The following is a 17,889-nucleotide window of genomic DNA, read 5'->3' as shown; positions in this document are numbered from 1 at the left end:
GGGATGCGGGAAAGCACCGCATCCTGCCGCAGGGGCCATATCGTGAAATTTTCCCGGCTTCGAGCGGGAAGGCTTCAGCTTCGCGAAGCCGCCGCTAGGCCTATCGTGGGTTCCCTAGGTCTTCGACGGAGGCCGACAGCGCCATGTATCACTCCTGCCTCGCGCGTTCCATCGTTGCAGCCGGTCTCTTCCTCGGTTGCGGCCTTACCACAGCGTGGTCCGGCACACCCGCAGCGCGCACTGTGGCCATCGACGATTTCAGCTATCTCGACACCTCGCACGAGCCGGCCGATCAGACCGCGGCCCATCAAAAGCGCTTGCAGGCCTTCATGGCCGCGCTGAGAGACGATGTAACCGGGGATGCGCGCTTTCATCTTGTTACGTCCAGTTGTGCGCCCAACTGCGCGGCGAACGGATCGCCACCAGCACAACGACTGCGCGCCGCTTCGCAAGACGGTGCGCAGGTCCTGATTGTCGGCGCCGTCCAGAAGACGAGCACGCTGGTGCAATGGGCGCGCGCTGCGGCCGTCGATGTCGCATCCAACCGCGTGGTGTACGAGCGGATCTTCGCGTTCCGCGGTGACAATGACGAGTCATGGCAGCGGGCCGAAGCTTTCATTTCGGAGCAAATCCGCTCGGCACTGGCGGACTCGCCGACACCGGCTGCCGCCGCAGCGCCGATCAAGCTTGCCGTGTTTCCCTTCGGGCTCGAGGACATGAGCGCCGCCGCCGGATCGACTGGCGAGACGGCTTCCGATGCGGGCGAGCTGGACAATACGACCGCGGCGGTCCGCCGGCTTCTGGCACAGTCCGGGCGCTATCAGGTGATCGATGCCGGCGCCGCGGGCGCAGACGCCGTCAAGGCTCGCACTATACGTGACTGCGGCGGCTGCGACGCGCAAATCGCGCTTGCGCTTGACGCCGAGCAATCTCTGGTTGGCGTGATCAGGCGCGTCAGCCGCACCGAATACACGGTCAGATTCCAGATCCATAATATCCGCAACGGCGCTGTCGTCGCCAATGCGGACAGCGGCCTTCGGATGGGCGCGAACTATTCCTGGAGCCGCGGCGCAGCGCGCCTGGTTCGCGATCGGCTGCTGCACGATAGCCCGCCGTACTAGCGGTGCGAATGCGCCGAGACCTTCATGCGCCGAGCACGTCCGAGTGGACTAATCGGTCGCGGGTACGGAGTGATGCTCGTGCGTGATGCGCCAGTCGCCGTCGACCTTGCGCAGCCCCACCGTCAGCCGGAACAGGAAGCCGTCCTTGTCCGCCGGGTTGCTGGATGAGTCGGGACCGCAGCGCATGATCGCAACTGCGAACGCGACGTCCTGGCCCGCGGTCACCGCGAGCTCCTCGATGTCGAAGGCTGCTCCAGGCTTATGATAGCGGAACATCAGGTCCCAGGTGTCTTCGTACGCCTTGATCCCCTTGCATTGCAGGGGCGGTGGCAGATCGAACATGACCATGTCCGACTCGTGATGCGCGAGAATGGCGGGAATGTCGTGCCGGCGGACCGCGTCCGCCCAGGTTTCGAGAAGGAGTTTGATCCGGGTCTCGTCGGTGTCGGCGTATTCAGACATGGCTTCAGGTCCTCCGTGCGCTCAGAGGACGGACCAAGGGGCATGAATCCGACACGGTCACGCGGTCGTGTATGAGAGGGTGGGAGCGAAGAGGGGGGCTGGAATGACCGCTTCTGTCGGCGGGGTCGGCGCGTCGCCCGATCAGATCGCGTCGGGCCGCCAATCCTTCTCAGGCAAAATCGGAGTCGATGAGCTGGAAGCGGTCGAAGCGCACGTCGTGGCCGTCGGTAGAGGTGTCGCGGAGCTGGACCAGAATCGGTCGCCGCAATCGTCCGGGCAGGGGGACGCCCGGCAGTTTCGGCAGCCGGCTGTTGGTGCCGACATAGACGAAGGCCGGCCGCTTCCAGAGCCGGCAGGCGGCGCGAACGAGATCGTCGACCTCGCCATCAGCAAGATCGGTCGAGGGGCGGGCGAAGAAGGCGCAGAGTGCGGTGTAGCTCACGCCTCTCGTCTCCCGCTCCGCGGAGACCAGGAGGAGGTTGTCCGTGGTGTGCACGGCATAGGCGCGCGTCGGATCGTCCAGGCGGTCGAACAGGCTTTCGGCATCCCAGTGCGAGCCGTTCTCGCTCGCAGGGCAATTGAAGCCGGAGAACAGTTCGATGGCCTGATCGCGTGTCATCGCCTTGAGCTGGCCGGAATGGCTGATCTTGCCCGGCGTCGGTTGCCTGAGCGAGACACCGGCGCGAATCTGCAGCCAGAGCAGCGGGCTCAGTTTCAGAAAGCGCGCGTTCAAGAGCACCGACTTGTCGTTCGGCAGCGCCAGGATGTAGCGGATGTTGCGGCTGGCGCAGAATGTCTCGACTTCCTTGTAAAGCTTGCGCACGAGCTGCGCCGAGCGATAGGCCTTGAGGATGAAGAGGTCGATGAGCTGGACGGCGGGGTGGACCTCGCCTGCGACGCAGACGCTCTGGCCGATCAGCGCGATCTGCCCGATCTTGCGCCCGTCGTCGGTCGCGGCGAGCACCGTGGTGCCGCGGCCGAAGCTGCGCTCATACAGCCACTTGATTCGTTCGGCGGAGAAATGGACATCGCCGAGCGCGAAGGCCTCGGTCGCAATCTTCGCGGTCAGCTCGTAGTCAACCGCCGTCTCTTCCGAAACCGTGACCATGGGATCTGCCTTGTCGTTTCCGAGGCGCACAATGTCGCACTCGCCCGGCAAGGCAACGTCAAATTCTATTCAACCTTAATGGAACGCAAGGAGGTTAACGGCTGGCCCAGACCCTAGCCGTACTCGTCGCTGGAGATGCCGTACTCGCGGTAGATCATGGCGCGGTCAAGATCTGGAAACAGCCGGCACTTGGCCTGCGCCAGATGCAGGCTGACAGCGGCGGGATCGCCTGCACTGGCCAGAAGTTTCCGCATATCGTCCATATGGGCCTGCGGCTGGTGCTTTGGCGGGAGTTGCTCCAGCGCAACGAGCGCCGTCGCCAGCGCCTCCGTGACGACCCATCCGTCGTGGCCGGTGACTCCCTTCCTCGGCATCAGCTCACCCCACATCTGTGGCGAGACCCATCCTACCGCGATCCCGGATCGGCCGCCATCAAGCTCTTACTCGATCTTGAAGCCGGCGAATTTCACTACCTTCGCCCACTTCTCGGTTTCCTCCGCAATCAAACTGCCGAATTGGGCAAGTGTTCCCGGACTCGGCTCGCCGCTCATGGCAGCAAAACCCGCCTTCATTGCGGCGTCGGCAAAGGCGGCGTTGACTTCCTTGTTGAACGCTCGATGACGTCGGAAGGCGTCTTTGACCGGCGCCGCGAGGCCATATACCGGCCTGCCTAACCGGGCAGGGCGCTCGCGATGGCCGGGGCGGTTCTTGGTCACGAACGGCTGGCCGAGGCGCTCGTCCAGCCGCTGCCCATCAGGCCGTTTCATGATCGCTGTTCCGGACAACGAAAAGCGATATCGTAGCAGCAGGAGCGGAGGGGAGCGCCTCCGGCCGCGAGGGCAGCTCGGGGGTTGAAACGTGTCTCACCCGCATCTAAACCGGCGCAGTGATTTGCGGGTCCGCGCGCCCTTTCCCGACAGCGCGTTCGTTGCCTTCCTGTTACAACGCTGGCGTACACCCAAGGGCCTGCGGACCAACCTCGGCGCGTCTGGCCCCACTGTCGGAAATTCCAAATGACATGTTCGATCAATCAGGCCTGAGCAGGCACAGACACGGGCACACGCATGAGATTTCTGAGCTTCGCCTACCGCTTCGTCACCAATTTCACATTTCTGGCAACCGTCTATCTCAGCCTGAACTATATCGAGAAATACAATAACCGCGCCATCCTCGCGATCGCGATCCTGGCCTATGCCGGCATGCGCGCGGCGTCGGCGCTGCGTTCGTTCTATTTCTTCCAGCGCATCGAGCGCCTGGAGATCGAATCGCGTCGCGTCATCGCTCTCGTCACCCAGGGCGGTGCGACCTCGCCGATCAAGACCAAGACGGTCGCCGACGTTACGCTTCTGCGCCGCGACGGCGAGATCAAGTCCTATATCGACCTGTTCTTCCTCGCGGCCGTAGTCCTGCTCTGCGTCGCCAAGATCGTCAGCGACTAATTCGGTTCGAATCCAGCCCTGACGATGGCGCCCCGCGCGAGCACTTCGGACGTTAGTTCGCGGCTTTTCCACGGGCTAAAATAAGGAACGCGCGTGGCTTGGCTGCTCAAGCGTTCCGTTCGATCCAATTGTGGGGGCGCCGCGCATGACGAGAGAGCGCGTGAGCGATCAGAATGTCTATCAAGTCAGACTGTAGCAGGCCGGAAGCCTCCCAGAGCTTTGGATACATGCTGATTGAGGTAAAGCCGGGCAGGGTGTTTGCCTCGTTGACGAAAATTGCTTCGCCCCTGAGGAAGAAATCGACCCGGGCCATGCCTTCGCAGCCGAGCACCCGAAATGTCTGAATGGCAAGCTCTTGGATGCGCCCCCTCTGTTCAGGCGAAACATCTGCGGGAATGACGAGTTTCGCTCCGTTCGAGTCGGTATATTTCGCTTCATACGAATAGAACCCATGCCTGTCTGCCGGCACGATTTCGCCAAGTGGCGAGGCGCGAACAGAGCCTTTATCGTCTTCGAGAACGGAGCACTCAATCTCGCGTGCGCGATCGATGCAGCGCTCCACGAGGATCTTTCGGTCATACCGAAAAGCAAGAGCGCAGGACTTCGCGAAGTCCTCCGCAGTTCCCGCGCGAGATATCCCGACAGACGAGCCCAGATTGGCCGGTTTGACGAACAGGTCTGTGCTGCCGACCGCGCGTACGGCAGTCGCATAATCAACAGGCGCATGAGCCGACGACGTAACGAACGGCACAATCGGAAGTCCGGCATCTCGCGCCAGCCGCTTTGCGACATCCTTGTCCATGGCAGCCGCCGAACCCATGACCGACGATCCGACATAGGGAACGTCGGCGAGCTCAAGCGCGCCCTGGACCGTTCCGTCTTCACCATGAGGCCCGTGCAGCACCGGGAACATGACATCAATGCGAGGAGCGGCGCGCGCATTTTGCTGCCCGGCAACGAATTGCAAGACTTGCCCTTTCCCGCCGGGTAGCAGCGCAAGCGGCGTGCCGTCCTCTGGAATGGTAAGTGCCGCCGCACCCGTCTTCCATCCATTGCCGGCATCACACATCAGCCAGCGACCGTCCTTGGCCAAAGCAATCAGAACGACGTCGTATTTGTTCGGATCGAGAGCTCGCAGCACGTTCGCCGCGGATGCCCTTGAGACCTCGTGTTCCGCCGATCGGCCTCCGAACAACAGCCCCACGGTGATCTTCGAAGGCGCAGTCGACATTATCATTCCATCCTTCAGCGGCCGATTTGCTTTGGCGCAGCCTATCAAGGGTGGGCGGCGATTCAAAATGCAACCAGATTGACACGTTCGTCCGGCGATATCCGATGGACCGCCGGCGTCGTACCGTTGACGGAGCCTGCGCGATTTTCGCAGACCTAAAAGCGGAGAGACGATGTTGGCTTCAGCCGGCCGCGTTCAGCCGAGCGAGCAATAATAATTGCTTCGGCTGCAACCCCACGGGCTGGGCGACCTATCGGCAATGCGCGACGTCAGGGATCGCTCGCAGCTCTCATCGACGCCGGCTTAGCCCGCTGCGCCCTTGATCGCGGCTTCGAAGCTCTTTGCGTCGAAGGCCGGCATGCTTTGAATCCGCCCCAGACCCTGGGTCGAGTACCAGACGGAGAACGCCAGCATCGCTTCCGGATTTGGGGCATCGATGATGTCGACGAAATCGTAGTAGCCCTGCGTGTAGTGGATCGACTCGATCTTGATGCCCAGCTTGTCGAGCTTTGCCTTGGCCTTGCCGATCCGGTCCGATTGCTTGTTCGCCCACTCTGGGCTCAGATTGCCAAGCAGCACATATTTCATGGCCACCTCCACGTCATATTGATCGTTGATCGTCGTGCGCGAAGGACCGAAGCGTTATACGCCTTCCTGCGACCGGCGTACATGCCGTTCCGTAGGGGAGCCGGCGTGGGGCAGTATCCGCGCTCAAGCAGGATTGCAGTTCCGCTTTGAACTGGATTAGGACCTGAACGCACTGATTGCGAGGAGTGCGAACCGGCGAGAGCGAAGTGCGCTAGATCTTGCGTTTCTTCAGGCTTGCGACGTGCACCGTGCGCTTGGGACCCGCGCGGGCCGGACGCGTCGCCGCTGCCTGATGCTTAGCGGCAGCCAGTTTTGTGGCAGCAGGTTTTGCCGCGGCTGGCTTTGTAGCGGCTGGTTCAGCGTGAGCCAAACGCCGAACCTGGCGGCGGCCGCGTGCATGGCGCGCGTGCTGCGCGGCCCTTGCGACGACGACGCGAGGCGGAATCTCGCCGTCCGCGTAGTGATGCATGTGCAGCGGAAACGGCTGGACCCAGTCGCGCGCCGTTTCGGGGATGTCGAACACGCTTTCCGCTGGTACCGGCAACGATCCCGCGGTCGCCACGACCTGCGGCGCTTCCTCCACTGGCGGCCAAGACGTCTCCTTCTGCAACGGCACGCCGCGCCGTCCCGCGCCAGGGTCCAGTGCCAGCGAAATGTCGCTTTCCGCCAGGTCGAAATTGGTCGCGTCCGGCGCCGGCAGTATGTCGGTGTCGGCGTAGATGAAGTTGGGCAGCTTCGGCCAGCGCGCAATCGCCTTGTCCTCCGACGGCGGATGCAATTGCCATTGCTCCGGCTCGGTCGGCGTCGCGGGCTGGTCCGGCGTCGCAGCCACGACATGGACGATGCGATAACCCTGCGCCTTCATGTCCTGCAGGATTTTCGGCAGCGCGGCGACGGTGCGTGCCTGGATGTCGTGCAGGAGCAGGATGCCCTTGCCCATCTCGTGCAGCCGCTTCATCGCGAGATCGTGGACCTTCGCCGGCGAGATACGATGCCAATCGTCGGCAAGGACATCGGTGCTCCAGATCTGGATGCCCTGCGTCTCGAGATAGGCCTCGACCGGCGGCGCGCGCAACAGTCCCGGGATCCGGAAGAATGGGCCCAGCGCGTTCGGATCGACCATCGCGGCCTTGACTGATTCGATTCCCTCGTCGATCTCCTGCCTGGCCTGCTCCTCCGTCATCTTCTCGAAGTTGAGCGGGTGGCGCTGGCTGTGAGTGCCGACGGTGTGGCCGGCGGCGACAAGCTTGCGGATGCCCTCCGGATATGCTCTGGCCTGTTCACCGATCTCGAAGAAGGTCGCCTTGACGCAATTGTCGGCGAGGATCTGCAGCACCTGGTTGCTGTTCCTGGGCAGCGGCCCGTCATCGAAGCTCAGCACGACCTCATGGTCTTGCAGCGGCAGCGTCTCCGGATATTGCATCGAGCCGATCCGAGGATGCGCGCGAGGATCGACGACCAGCGTGCGCGAGGTGCCGATCGCATCGGGATGGCCGGGGCAATTATTCGCAGATGCCGCTGGTTCGGCCCGCGCCGTGGAACAGACCATGGCGAGGCATAACGCCGTCCAACACACGATCCGGACATCAGCCAAACGATTACCGACCATGACGCACCGTCTGCATTCCAACAACACACCGGACGATGCGGACCGCTTTCTGAACGTGGCCTTAACCCGCCCGGGTTCCCCCTTGTTTCTGATCAGGGTACCCCGTCAAAGTCAACGGCCGGACCCGTCGGCACCAAGTGAACCACATGATAATGATGGTCACGCAAGTATCGCAAAAATGCCGGCAGGATGACCGCGGTCCTGTGCTCGGCGTCGTGCAGCAGGATGATCCCCTTCCGCGCGACCCTGAGGCGCCAGATCAGGAGCCGCAGTTCCGCCTTTGGCGTCAACGGGTCCCAGTCATTGGCCCAGAGATCGGCCCCAAACACGACAATTCCGCGCGATCGCAACAGTTCGAGCGTCGCCGGCGTAGTCAGAAAGCCCGGAAAACGGAAGAAGGGCGTGCTTGGGGTGGTGGTCGCAGTTCCGTGCAGCGCCCATTCGACCGCCGCGATGCCATCGTCGATTTCCTTGAAAGCGTTGCTCTGTGGCATGTGGCTCAGGTCGAAATGCGTCCAGGTGTGATCGCCGATGCTGTGGCCCTCGGCGGCAATCCGCCGCACCAATGTGGGGTGCTCGGATGCCGGCTTGCCGATCAGGAAGAACGTCGCAAGCACGCATTGTTTCGCCAGCGTCTTTAGCACCTTTGGCGTAGTCGGCGGCCAGGGGCCGTCGTCGAAGGTCAGCACGACCTCGTGATCCCTGAGCGGCAGCGTATGCCGAAATTCCTTCAAGCCCACCCGCGGAAAGGAGACGGCATCGACCTCCATCACGCGCGAGGTGCCGAGCGTTCCCTTGCGCGGACAAGCGGCGCGCGCCGCAGGCCCGCAAGCGAGCGCGACCACGAACGCGATGCCGAACCCGTTGAGCAATCGGGGGATCGTTTCAAGCCGGCACGTGTTTGGCATTGCGCTTGATGCTGCCGATTGGGTATGGCCTCGACCATAGCTCAGACAAGTTGCGCCCTTCTGTCAAACCCGGCGAGGTGACCATGGCCGACCCTCTGGACCTTGCCCCTTCCATCGATGCCCGCGTGCAGCCTCCGATGCGCAACGAAGATGGCGAAATTCGCGCCGAATTCGTTGCCGAGATCACGCGCTGCATTAAATCCGCCGAAGCCGCTTTCCTGCGCGAAATCGTGGCCGAGCTGCACGAGGCCGATCTCGGCGATCTCATTGCCGCACTGGAGGCGGAGGACCGCGTCAGGCTCGTGGAACTGACCGGCGCCGATTTCGACTTCTCCGCATTGAACGAAGTCGACGACGCCGTCCGCGAAGAGATCCTCGAGGAGCTCGAACCCGAAACCGTCGCGGAAGGCGTCCGCGAGCTCGAATCCGACGATGCCGTCGAACTGCTGGAGGCGCTCGACGAGGAAGACCAGGAGGAGATCCTCGAAAAGCTGCCGCCGGCCGAACGCGAGGAGATCGAGCGCGGCCTCGAATATCCGGACGGTTCTGCCGGGCGGCGCATGCAGACCGAATTCATCACCGTGCCGCCGAATTGGTCCGTAGGCCAGGCCATCGACTACATGCGCGAGACGCCCGATCTGCCCGAGCGCTTCTACGAGATCTATGTGGTCGATCCCAACAAGCGCTGGCGCGGGGCGATTCCCCTTGACCTGTTGTTGCGTTCGCGCAGGCCGGTGCCGCTCACGGATTTGATCGAAGAGGACCGCCGCCGCGTCTCGGTCGAGGACGATCAGGAGGAGGTGGCGCGGATGTTCGGCAAGTACAATCTGGTCGCAGCGCCCGTGGTCGATGCCCAGGACCGCCTGGTCGGGGTCATCACCATCGACGACGTGGTCGACGTCATCGAGGAGGAGGCGGACGAGGAGATCAAGGCGCTCGGCGGCGTCACCAGCGATGAAGAACTGTCCGACAATGTCTTGACCATCGCCCGGGGCCGCTTCAACTGGCTGTTGGTCAATCTCGCAACTGCCTTTCTCGCGTCCTCCGTGCTTGGCTTGTTCGAGGGGCAGTTGGAGAAGATGGTGGCGCTGGCGGTGCTGGCGCCGATCGTCGCAAGCCAGGGCGGCAATGCCGCGACTCAAACCATGACAGTGGCAGTCCGGGCGCTCGCCACGCGTGAGCTCGGCCCCAGCAACGCGCTGCGCGTCATCGTCCGCGAAACTCTGGTCGGCTTCGTCAACGGCGTCGGCTTTGCCGTCATCACCGGCATTGCCGCGGTGGTCTGGTTCAAGATTCCCGGACTCGGCGTCGTGATCGGACTCGCCATCATCTGCAACCTTGTCGCCGGTGCGCTCGGCGGCATCCTGATCCCGATGGTGCTGGAGAAGATGCGGGCGGACCCGGCGGTCGCCTCCGGAACCTTCGTCACGACCGTGACCGATGTGGTCGGCTTCTTCTCGTTCCTCGGCATCGCCACGCTGTGGTTCGGGTTGAAATAGGTGCGCGCCTTCGAGGGTCTTTATCGTTAATCGGACCTTAACGCGCTTGGCCCATCATGCCGTCTCGCGGGGTTAGGGGTAGCCACGATGCAGCGCTTGCGGCTGAAAGCGGACGGACGAATCGTCGAATTGCGGGACGGGCAGGAGTTCCCGCTGGCGCCTGATGCTTTAACGGCGCAGATCGACGGCGCCACCCCTGCGGTGCGTGACCTGCGCCGCCGCGCGCGCCTGACACAGCAGGAATTCGCGGCACGTCTGGGCGTGCCGGTCGAAACCATCCGGAACTGGGAGCAGGGCAAGCGCGCCCCGCGGGGGCCAGCGCGGGCCTTGCTCGCCGTGATCGCGCACGCGCCCGACACGGTTTTCGCGGCGCTCGCCAAATCCTGAAAGCGACGATCAGGCCTGACCTGATCGACATTGGCAGCGCGTCGCCGCCGCGACATAATGCGCGCGATCGGTCAGAGATGCGCGCATGCAACTCGTAGAGGCAAACGGCGCCAAAATCCCCTCGATCGGGCTCGGCACCTGGGAATTGCGCGGCCGCGCCTGCGCGCGGGTCGTGGAGCAGGCGCTAAGGCTCGGCTATCGCCATATCGACACCGCGCAAGCCTATGACAACGAGCGCGAGGTTGGCGAAGGGCTGCGCGCCTCTGGTATCAGGCGGGATGAGGTGTTCGTCACCACCAAGATCTGGACCAACCATTTCGCGCCCCATGATCTTGAGCGCTCGGTCAAGGAGAGCCTGGTCAGGCTGCGCATGCCGGCAGTCGACCTGTTGCTATTGCACTGGCCCAACCCGCAAGTGCCGCTCGCCGAGACGCTCGGCGCGCTGGCCCACGCCAAGACAATGGGGCTGGCGCGGCACATCGGGGTATCGAACTTCACGGTCGCGCTGATCGAGGAGGCGGTGAAAGCCTGTCCGGAGCCATTGGTCTGCGACCAGGTCGAGTACCATCCCTATCTCGACCAGGCAAAGGTGAGACAAGCGTGCGTGCAGAACGGCATGGCACTGGTCGCCTATAGTCCCATCGCCAAGGGCAAGATCAAGAACGACCCGATCCTGGTGCGGATCGGCCGCGACCGCCACAAGACGCCGGCACAGATCTGCCTGCGCTGGCTGGTGCAGCAGAACGTGTCGGCCATCCCGCGCACCTCGCGGATCGAACGGCTCTCGGAAAACATCGACATCTTCGATTTTGAGCTTTCGGACGATGAGATGGACCAGATTTTCCGTCTGGCCCATCCGAAGGGCCGGCTGACCGATTTCGGTTTTGCACCGAAATGGGATTGAGGCCGCGGTTGCAGCCGGTATGCTAGCGGGCGGGGACGGCTTTCGGCCATCAGTCGGCTGCGATGGAAATTCGACAATATATACGACCGGACATCACGGTGTCGGCGATCGCGCATCTGTCACTGGTGGCGTTCATCCTCATCTACACCGAAGTGCATCCCTTCCGCACGCCGCGGGAAACGGTCGTGCCCGTCGACGTGATCGTCGCCGACGACAACAAGCCCGATCCACGGCCGACCCCGACTCCATCGCCAAAGCCGTCACCTGATTTTTCGCCACCTTCGTCTGCGGCCGCGCCACAGGCTGCGAGCTCGCCTCCGCCACCACCGGAAGCGCGCGCCGGCCAACAACAGGCGGCATCGGCCCAGCCGCAGCCGCAAACCTCGGCGACGCCAGCTCAACAACCGGCCGCACCGGCCTACGCGCCGCCGGAACCCGATCTGACGATCAAATATCACGTGATGCTCGGCCTGCCGGAGGACATGCCGGCGGCCGACGTCTCGGCCGGCGACAAGCAGGGCGAGAACGGCGACAAGCAGGGCGAGGGCGGCGATAACAGCCTCGCCACCAACAATCTTGCGTCGAGCCTGGTCGACGCGCTGCGGAGCCACTTGAGGACCTGCTCGAAATTGCCCGCGGGGCTTTCGCCCTCGGACAATGTGGCGGTCAAGCTCAGGGTGCAGTTGACGACGGCCGGCCGGCTTGTCACCGAACCCGCGCTGATCGAGGGCACGGCCTCGACCAAGGGTGTGGCGCTGATGCGGGCTGCCGTCGCGGCCCTTTCGGCGTGCCAGCCCTATGCGATGTTGCCGGCGGATCGTTATGGCGAATGGAAGGTGCTCGATCTTTCCTTCACGCCGCGCGATTTCAATTCATGATCTCGGGGCGCCGGAATATCAATCTCTTCGCCTATGCTGCCTTTCCGGGGCAAGCGTGCTAGAGCGCGCGTCCAACACGGCCGCATGATCGCAGAAACCTAGAGAATGATGGACAGGATTGTTCGATGACCCTGAAGCTCGTAATTGGCAACAAGAACTATTCGTCATGGTCGATGCGGCCCTGGCTCGCCATGCGCGCGAGCGGCATCGCCTTCGAGGAGGTCTTCATTCCTCTTTACACAGACAACAAGGCCGACAAGGACCGCATCCTGAGCTTTTCGCGCTCGGGCAAAGTGCCGACGCTGGTCGACGGCGATGTCACGGTGTGGGATTCGCTTGCGATCATCGAATACCTGGCCGAGCGCTTTCCAGAAGCCCGGCTCTGGCCGGAGAGCCCTGCGGCGCGGGCGCATGCGCGCGCGATCTCGGCCGAGATGCATTCCGGATTTCTGCCGCTGCGCAACGAGTGCGGCATGAACCTGCATCGGCCGGTGCGCGCGGTTGCGCTCTCGGCGGACGCGGAGGCAAATGTTGCGCGCGTGCAGGAAATCTGGACCGATTGCCGTGAGCGCCATGGCAAGCTCGGGCCCTATCTGTTCGGCGCGTTCACGGCGGCGGATGCGATGTACGCGCCGGTCGTGCATCGCTTCCGGACCTATGCGATCAAGGCTTCACCGCAGGTGCAGGCCTATATGGACACCATGATGGCGCTGCCGGCCTTTGCGGAATGGACCAAAGCGGGCCTCGCCGAAACACTCGTCATCGAGAAGTTCGAGACAGTTTGAAGTAAGACGCGATTATGACTGTGATCGCAGCTTGACGGGCGCGCACGAAAGCGGTCTGAATCGCATCTAACTTTACTTTCACATCGCGAAGCACAGCAGCGGAGGGACGGCCATGGGCATTCTCGATTCATTGGAAAATTCGGGCATCCTCGGTCAGCTCGGTGCGGCCGTGCTTCCCGCCGTTCTCGGCGAGGTGATGGGCACCGGCAATCAGGGTGGACTCAACGCCATCGTCGCCAAGCTCGAGCAGGCAGGCTTGGGTCCTCAGGTGAAATCCTGGATCGGAAACGGCCAGAACCTGCCGATCACGGCGGATCAGCTCAAGCAGGTCCTCGGCAGTGATGTGGTCCGCCAACTCGCTGCCAAGTACAACATTCCGATTGACCAGGTCGCCGAGGTGCTTGCGAACCAGCTTCCGCTCGCGGTCGACAAAGCCAGCCCGGACGGCAAGCTGCCGCATACGGCCTGAACCCCGGGCCCGCGGTCATAAAAAAAACAAGGTTCCGGAGCCTGCCGAAGCAGTGCGATCTCCTGAAATCACCCTAGCAAATTGAAAAACCAGCGAAATTTGCGCATTTGCCATGCCCTGATGTGACTGGCCAATGTGCAAGGCCGCGTGCTATAGACGCCACCGGTTTCCAGCCGGCAGCGCAGCGGGACTGACAGCGTAGCCGGGTCTCTGTGTGATGGAGAGGGCGTTGAAGCACAAATTTCCTGTTGGATCGACCGTCTACTTTACCGCGAGCAACGTCTCGCGTCCGGCCGCGAGCGGCACCTATGAGATAATCCGCCAACTGCCCTCCGAGGGCGATGATTGCCAGTACCGGATCAAGAGCTCGACGGAAGCGTTCGAGCGGGTTGCAAAGGAAAGCCAGCTCGCCATCTCCTGACCCGGCGGGACCGCAAGGCCCCTTAGGACAAGCGGACGCCTGGGTGAAGTGGAACTTTGCTCGCCGTCAAAAGGCCCCGTTCGCGGCAACAGTCTACGCAAGTAGAATGCCGGCATTCGCCTTCGTCGAACGCGTTTCAGGTTGCGCAAGGGGATTCGGATGAATTGGGCCGGGGCGGCATCGTTCGATCACATCTTCCGCTCGCCATCGTTTCCGATGTGGCTGACGCTGGTCGTTGCCGGCTTCTTCGCGCTCATCGTGCTGGTCACAATCCTGCGCGCCGAGCGATCGGTTGCGAACGGTGCGCTGGCGGTGATCACGCTGCTGGCGATCGGGATCGCGGCGGTGTCTATGCTGCGGAGACATGAGCCGGCCGCTCGCAGCGCGTCGGCTGAAACCAGGTCTTCGCCCGCAGCGATGTATGTTCTGCCCGCCATGGCCTGCATCGAGGATATCGCTGGCGATGCGGTGGGGCAGGCATGCGAGAAGGTCCTGTTCAGCTCGGCAGAGTCGACCGCTGCCGCCGTCAGCTACGCTTCGTCGATGGTCAGCCGCCTGACTTCGCTGGGCGATGCCGCCGCGGCGCAAAAGACCATGGGGCCCGAGTTGCAGGCGATGCGCCGGGCGATCGAGCGCGACCGTTACGGCCTGGTGGCGCAGGTGCTCATGGCAAGGGATCGCTGCACGCCGACGCAATGTCCGGCCTATCGCTCGTTGACCGACAACCACCAGATCATCACCAATATGGACGAGCACACCTTCGACACCCTGGTGGCGCGCTATGCACCGTCCTGGAACGCGCTGCCCGGGACCGTTGCATCAGGCCCGATGGCCATGCTGCCGGCATCGGTGCCGACGGGCCGGCCCACCAATGCAGAGTTTCCGAGCGCTGCCAACACGCCACCCGTCAGTATTATGTCGCCCGAGCCGGGAACCGGCGCGAAAGCGCCTCCGGCCGCGTCGCAAGCGCCAGCACACTCGGCTCAGGCCGCGGCGTCGCAAGCGCCAACACGGCCGGCTCAGGCCGCGGCGTCGGCTGCAGCCGCAAAGAAGGGAACGAAACGTGCGCCGATCGGGGGGCCGACCCTGCTTTCCCCAGGCCCGCAAGCACCCGCGGCGTCCAACGATTGATCGGCGCCAAGGTCGTCGCTAGTTTGCGGTCATGCCCCTACACATCGTCAAGCTTGCCGTCGGCTGCGATTCCATCAAAGAACTCAAGGAATGGGTCGCCGAGCGGATGAAGACCGCCAAGAAGAAGGGTCTTCCCCAGCGCCACGTCCACGTCACCCGGATGACGCCGAAGCGGACCGAGGAAATCCTCTCCGGTGGCTCGCTCTACTGGGTCATCCGCGGCGAAATCGCTGCGCGCGAAAAAATCATCGGCATCGAGCCGTTCCGCGACAAGGACGGCATCGGACGTTGCCGGATCGTGATGCAGCCCAAGGTGATCGCGGTCTCGCCGCGGCCGATGCGCCCATTCCAGGGCTGGCGATATTTCACTGACGACGCGGTGCCGGCCGATCTCGGCAAGGCCACGGCCGGCACCATTGCGGCGATGCCGGAGCCGATGCGCCGCGAGCTGCGTGATCTCGGGCTGCTGTGAGGGCAAAAAGCTTCATTGCTGGCGCATGATCCCTCGGTTCAAGCGCGAGGGCATGCTTTTCGGACAGCCGCGGCACACCCCGCATCAAGTGCGGGGCAGGCTTTTCCGGATCATGCGCTAAACCGCCATATTGTCGATCAGCCGGGTCGTGCCGAGCTTGGCGGCAACCAGGAGGCGCAGTGGTGCGTCGTCGCGGGAGGTGACCGGCCTTAGCGTTTCGGCATGGCGCAGTTCAAAATAGTCCAGCGCAAAGCCTGCTTGCCGGACCATCTCGGCGCCGCCCTCAACTGCGGCTGAGAGGTCGTCGCCGGCGCGCAGCCGCGCCGCCGTTTCCTTCATGGCGCGGAACAGTATCGGCGCCACGCGCCGTTCTTCCTCCGCCAGATAGACGTTGCGGGAGGACATCGCGAGCCCGTCGCGCTCGCGCACGGTCTTCGAGCCGATCACGCGGACGCCGAGGTCGAGGTCGCGCGCCATCTGCGTCACCACGCGAAGCTGCTGAAAGTCCTTCTCGCCGAAGATCGCCATGTCGGCGCGGACTTGCGTGAACAATTTGCCGACGACGGTGGCGACGCCGCCGAAGAAATGCGGGCGGAAGCGGTCTTCGAGGCCGACCACGGCCGGCCCTTCCGGCACGATCCGCGTGGCAAAGCCGCCCGGATACATCGTCTTGACGTCCGGCTGCCAGATCACGTCGACATTCTCGGCAGCGAGCCTGGCGACGTCCGCCTTCCAGGTTCGCGGATAGGAGGCGAAATCTTCCGTCGGCGCGAACTGCGTCGGGTTGACGAAGATCGAGACGATCACACGCGTTGCGCGGCGCTTGGCGAGCCGAACCAGCGATACATGCCCGTCATGGAGTGCACCCATGGTCGTCATGGAGTGCACTCATGATCGGCACGAGCGCAACAGTGGCTTTTCTTTTGTGAAAGTCGTCGATGGCGCGACGCAATACCGGAACAGTACGGGCTATCATGGGTTGTCGTGCCATCGTGATTCGATCGTATCAGAAGGGCGCGCCGCGACAGCGGCCTTGGGAAGGAAGGTGGGTTACGATACCAAGCTGGCCATCAGCGCGCCAAGCATGGCACCCCGTCAGGTAGCGCCGGTCTCGCGCAAACGGCGCGGCCGTCAATGTGGAATCGATCACAGACCATGGCGGGCTTCATCGCGTATTCATGATTAAAACCAGTCGATCAGCATTTTGAGTTTGTCTGCGCGCATTTCGCTTGACCGCGGGCGCGCGTAATTTGAAGATATCTACCAGGGGTCGACAAATGCTGGTGCAGGCGAGTCAGGGCCAATCCGGCTCAGCGCACGTTGTTGTGCTGGGCAATGAGAAGGGGGGATCCGGTAAATCCACCACCGCCTTGCATATTGCCGTCGCCCTGATGAAGGCCGGCCAGCGCGTTGCCACCATCGATCTTGACTGCCGGCAGCAAAGCTTCACCCGCTACATCACCAACCGGACCGCCTGGGCGCGCCGCACGGGTCTCGATCTCGAGATTCCCGTGCATTGCTGCATCAAGCTCGGCCAGACCATGCAGATCGCCGACAACGAGAACACCGAGCTGCAGCAGTTCATGGATGCCGTAAGCGCGGTGGAGCGGACCTTCGATTTCATCGTGATCGATACGCCAGGCACTGACAGCTATTTGATGCGCCTTGCGCATTCCATGGCCGACACGCTGGTGACCCCAATCAACGACAGCTTCCTGGATTTCGATGTGCTGGGCACGGTCGATCCGCAGACCTACGCCGTTACCGGCGAAAGCCACTATGCCGAGATGGTGCGCGACACCCGCCGCAAGCGGCGCCAGCTCGATGGCGCCACCACCGACTGGATCGTGGTGCGCAACCGCCTGTCGATGATCGGCTCCCGCAACAAGCAGCTCGTCGCTGACGGGCTCAAGGAACTCTCGTTCCGGCTTGGTTTCCGCTCGATCGACGGGTTTGCCGAGCGGGTGGTTTACCGCGAGTTTTTTCCGCGCGGGCTCACTGCGCTCGACGACATCGATGAAGCGACCCTCGGCACCCGGCCCAACCTCGGCCATGTCACGGCGCGGGAAGAGGTGACAAGCCTGTTGCGCCAGCTCAAGCTGCCGCTCGACGAACGCGGCCGCCGGCGGGCCGCGAGCCGGGCCGAATGGTTCAGCCAGGTTGACAAGCCGCTGGAAGTCCATGACATCCTGGGCGCGTAAGCGCCACAAGCCGCACCTTCTGGCTGATCGGTATCGGGTCGCCGCGTCCAAGCGGCCGATGGAGCTTGTCGACCATGCCGGCTGGACGTCTTTACCCCGATTTTGCTGAACATTTGAACCTGGTCTTGGTTCGCTGCGGCTCAGGGTAGCGGCATACGGCCATTGCCGGCCTTTTTCCGCGACTGTGCAAGCAATGCGTGCGGCGCACAACGAACAGGCGGTCAATACACAACTTTTGGTCTTCCTGTCACGTGGGCGTGACGTATATTAGGGAAT

General features: G+C 63.1%; 20 protein-coding genes and 1 pseudogene. 12 read left to right on the top strand and 9 right to left on the bottom strand.

Features of this window, described 5'->3' with window-relative positions:
* Positions 1–143 precede the first annotated feature (143 nt).
* On the top strand, positions 144–1,121 hold the full coding sequence (locus tag VKR55_RS32380; RefSeq protein ID WP_324409474.1) for a DUF2380 domain-containing protein: 978 nt from the start codon (positions 144–146) through the stop codon (positions 1,119–1,121).
* A gap of 48 nt (positions 1,122–1,169) precedes the next feature.
* Here the strand turns inward: VKR55_RS32380 and VKR55_RS32375 are convergent, their stop codons facing one another.
* From VKR55_RS32375 to VKR55_RS32360, 4 genes are all read right to left on the bottom strand, one after another.
* A complete protein-coding gene (locus tag VKR55_RS32375) occupies positions 1,170–1,583 on the bottom strand; it encodes a YybH family protein (RefSeq protein WP_324409473.1) in 414 nt (137 codons plus the stop codon).
* Positions 1,584–1,752: 169 nt separating this feature from the next.
* Positions 1,753–2,691 carry a GNAT family N-acetyltransferase gene (locus tag VKR55_RS32370; protein ID WP_324409472.1) on the bottom strand — a complete coding sequence of 313 codons (939 nt, stop codon included), beginning with the start codon at positions 2,689–2,691 and terminating at the stop codon, positions 1,753–1,755.
* 113 nt (positions 2,692–2,804) lie between these two features.
* The gene (locus VKR55_RS32365) at positions 2,805–3,065 is read right to left on the bottom strand and encodes a hypothetical protein (RefSeq protein WP_324409471.1); all 261 of its coding nucleotides are present in this window, start codon (positions 3,063–3,065) and stop codon (positions 2,805–2,807) included.
* A 66-nt stretch (positions 3,066–3,131) separates the two neighbouring features.
* Entirely contained in the window at positions 3,132–3,458 is a 327-nt protein-coding gene (locus tag VKR55_RS32360; protein WP_324409470.1) for a hypothetical protein, read from the bottom strand.
* Positions 3,459–3,755: 297 nt separating this feature from the next.
* On the opposite strand from VKR55_RS32360, the gene VKR55_RS32355 reads away from it, so the two are divergent.
* Complete coding sequence (locus tag VKR55_RS32355; RefSeq protein ID WP_324409469.1) at positions 3,756–4,130, top strand: hypothetical protein; 375 nt, start codon at positions 3,756–3,758, stop codon at positions 4,128–4,130.
* A gap of 106 nt (positions 4,131–4,236) precedes the next feature.
* Here the strand turns inward: VKR55_RS32355 and VKR55_RS32350 are convergent, their stop codons facing one another.
* From VKR55_RS32350 to VKR55_RS32335, 4 genes are all read right to left on the bottom strand, one after another.
* Complete coding sequence (locus VKR55_RS32350; RefSeq protein WP_324409468.1) at positions 4,237–5,361, bottom strand: D-alanine--D-alanine ligase family protein; 1,125 nt, start codon at positions 5,359–5,361, stop codon at positions 4,237–4,239.
* 303 nt (positions 5,362–5,664) lie between these two features.
* Positions 5,665–5,949, bottom strand: coding sequence for a GYD domain-containing protein (locus tag VKR55_RS32345; RefSeq protein WP_324409467.1), 285 nt, complete (start codon positions 5,947–5,949; stop codon positions 5,665–5,667).
* A 211-nt stretch (positions 5,950–6,160) separates the two neighbouring features.
* Positions 6,161–7,498 (bottom strand): polysaccharide deacetylase family protein, encoded by a 1,338-nt coding sequence (locus VKR55_RS32340; RefSeq protein ID WP_324409466.1) that lies wholly within the window; start codon positions 7,496–7,498, stop codon positions 6,161–6,163.
* Between the two features lie 152 nt (positions 7,499–7,650).
* The gene (locus VKR55_RS32335; protein WP_414642518.1) at positions 7,651–8,466 is read right to left on the bottom strand and encodes a polysaccharide deacetylase family protein; all 816 of its coding nucleotides are present in this window, start codon (positions 8,464–8,466) and stop codon (positions 7,651–7,653) included.
* Positions 8,467–8,549: 83 nt separating this feature from the next.
* On the opposite strand from VKR55_RS32335, the gene mgtE reads away from it, so the two are divergent.
* From mgtE to VKR55_RS32290, 9 genes are all read left to right on the top strand, one after another.
* Positions 8,550–9,965, top strand: a complete 1,416-nt coding sequence (gene mgtE, locus VKR55_RS32330) for a magnesium transporter (protein WP_324409464.1) — start codon at positions 8,550–8,552, stop codon at positions 9,963–9,965.
* Positions 9,966–10,052: 87 nt separating this feature from the next.
* Entirely contained in the window at positions 10,053–10,352 is a 300-nt protein-coding gene (locus tag VKR55_RS32325; protein ID WP_324409463.1) for a helix-turn-helix domain-containing protein, read from the top strand.
* Positions 10,353–10,437: 85 nt separating this feature from the next.
* Complete coding sequence (locus tag VKR55_RS32320; protein ID WP_324409462.1) at positions 10,438–11,256, top strand: aldo/keto reductase; 819 nt, start codon at positions 10,438–10,440, stop codon at positions 11,254–11,256.
* A 98-nt stretch (positions 11,257–11,354) separates the two neighbouring features.
* Complete coding sequence (locus VKR55_RS32315; RefSeq protein WP_324409461.1) at positions 11,355–12,134, top strand: hypothetical protein; 780 nt, start codon at positions 11,355–11,357, stop codon at positions 12,132–12,134.
* Between the two features lie 125 nt (positions 12,135–12,259).
* Positions 12,260–12,919, top strand: a complete 660-nt coding sequence (locus VKR55_RS32310; RefSeq protein WP_324409460.1) for a glutathione S-transferase family protein — start codon at positions 12,260–12,262, stop codon at positions 12,917–12,919.
* A gap of 112 nt (positions 12,920–13,031) precedes the next feature.
* The gene (locus VKR55_RS32305) at positions 13,032–13,388 is read left to right on the top strand and encodes a YidB family protein (protein ID WP_324409459.1); all 357 of its coding nucleotides are present in this window, start codon (positions 13,032–13,034) and stop codon (positions 13,386–13,388) included.
* Between the two features lie 217 nt (positions 13,389–13,605).
* The gene (locus tag VKR55_RS32300) at positions 13,606–13,809 is read left to right on the top strand and encodes a hypothetical protein (RefSeq protein ID WP_324409458.1); all 204 of its coding nucleotides are present in this window, start codon (positions 13,606–13,608) and stop codon (positions 13,807–13,809) included.
* A 159-nt stretch (positions 13,810–13,968) separates the two neighbouring features.
* Positions 13,969–14,940 carry a hypothetical protein gene (locus VKR55_RS32295; RefSeq protein WP_324409457.1) on the top strand — a complete coding sequence of 324 codons (972 nt, stop codon included), beginning with the start codon at positions 13,969–13,971 and terminating at the stop codon, positions 14,938–14,940.
* 31 nt (positions 14,941–14,971) lie between these two features.
* Entirely contained in the window at positions 14,972–15,412 is a 441-nt protein-coding gene (locus tag VKR55_RS32290) for a DUF1489 family protein (RefSeq protein ID WP_324409456.1), read from the top strand.
* Positions 15,413–15,529: 117 nt separating this feature from the next.
* Here the strand turns inward: VKR55_RS32290 and panC are convergent.
* Positions 15,530–16,403, bottom strand: a pseudogene (panC, locus tag VKR55_RS32285) (pantoate--beta-alanine ligase).
* Between the two features lie 286 nt (positions 16,404–16,689).
* Between panC and VKR55_RS32280 the strand changes: the two are divergent.
* Positions 16,690–17,613: a division plane positioning ATPase MipZ gene (locus tag VKR55_RS32280; protein ID WP_324409455.1), complete on the top strand. Its 924-nt coding sequence runs from the start codon at positions 16,690–16,692 to the stop codon at positions 17,611–17,613.
* The last annotated feature ends 276 nt before the right edge of the window (positions 17,614–17,889 follow it).

Source organism: Bradyrhizobium sp., from assembly GCF_035309285.1.
In the GTDB taxonomy this organism is placed as follows: domain Bacteria; phylum Pseudomonadota; class Alphaproteobacteria; order Rhizobiales; family Xanthobacteraceae; genus Bradyrhizobium.
Note: the sequence above shows the minus strand (reverse complement) of the source record. Positions and strands in the feature narration are given on the sequence as shown.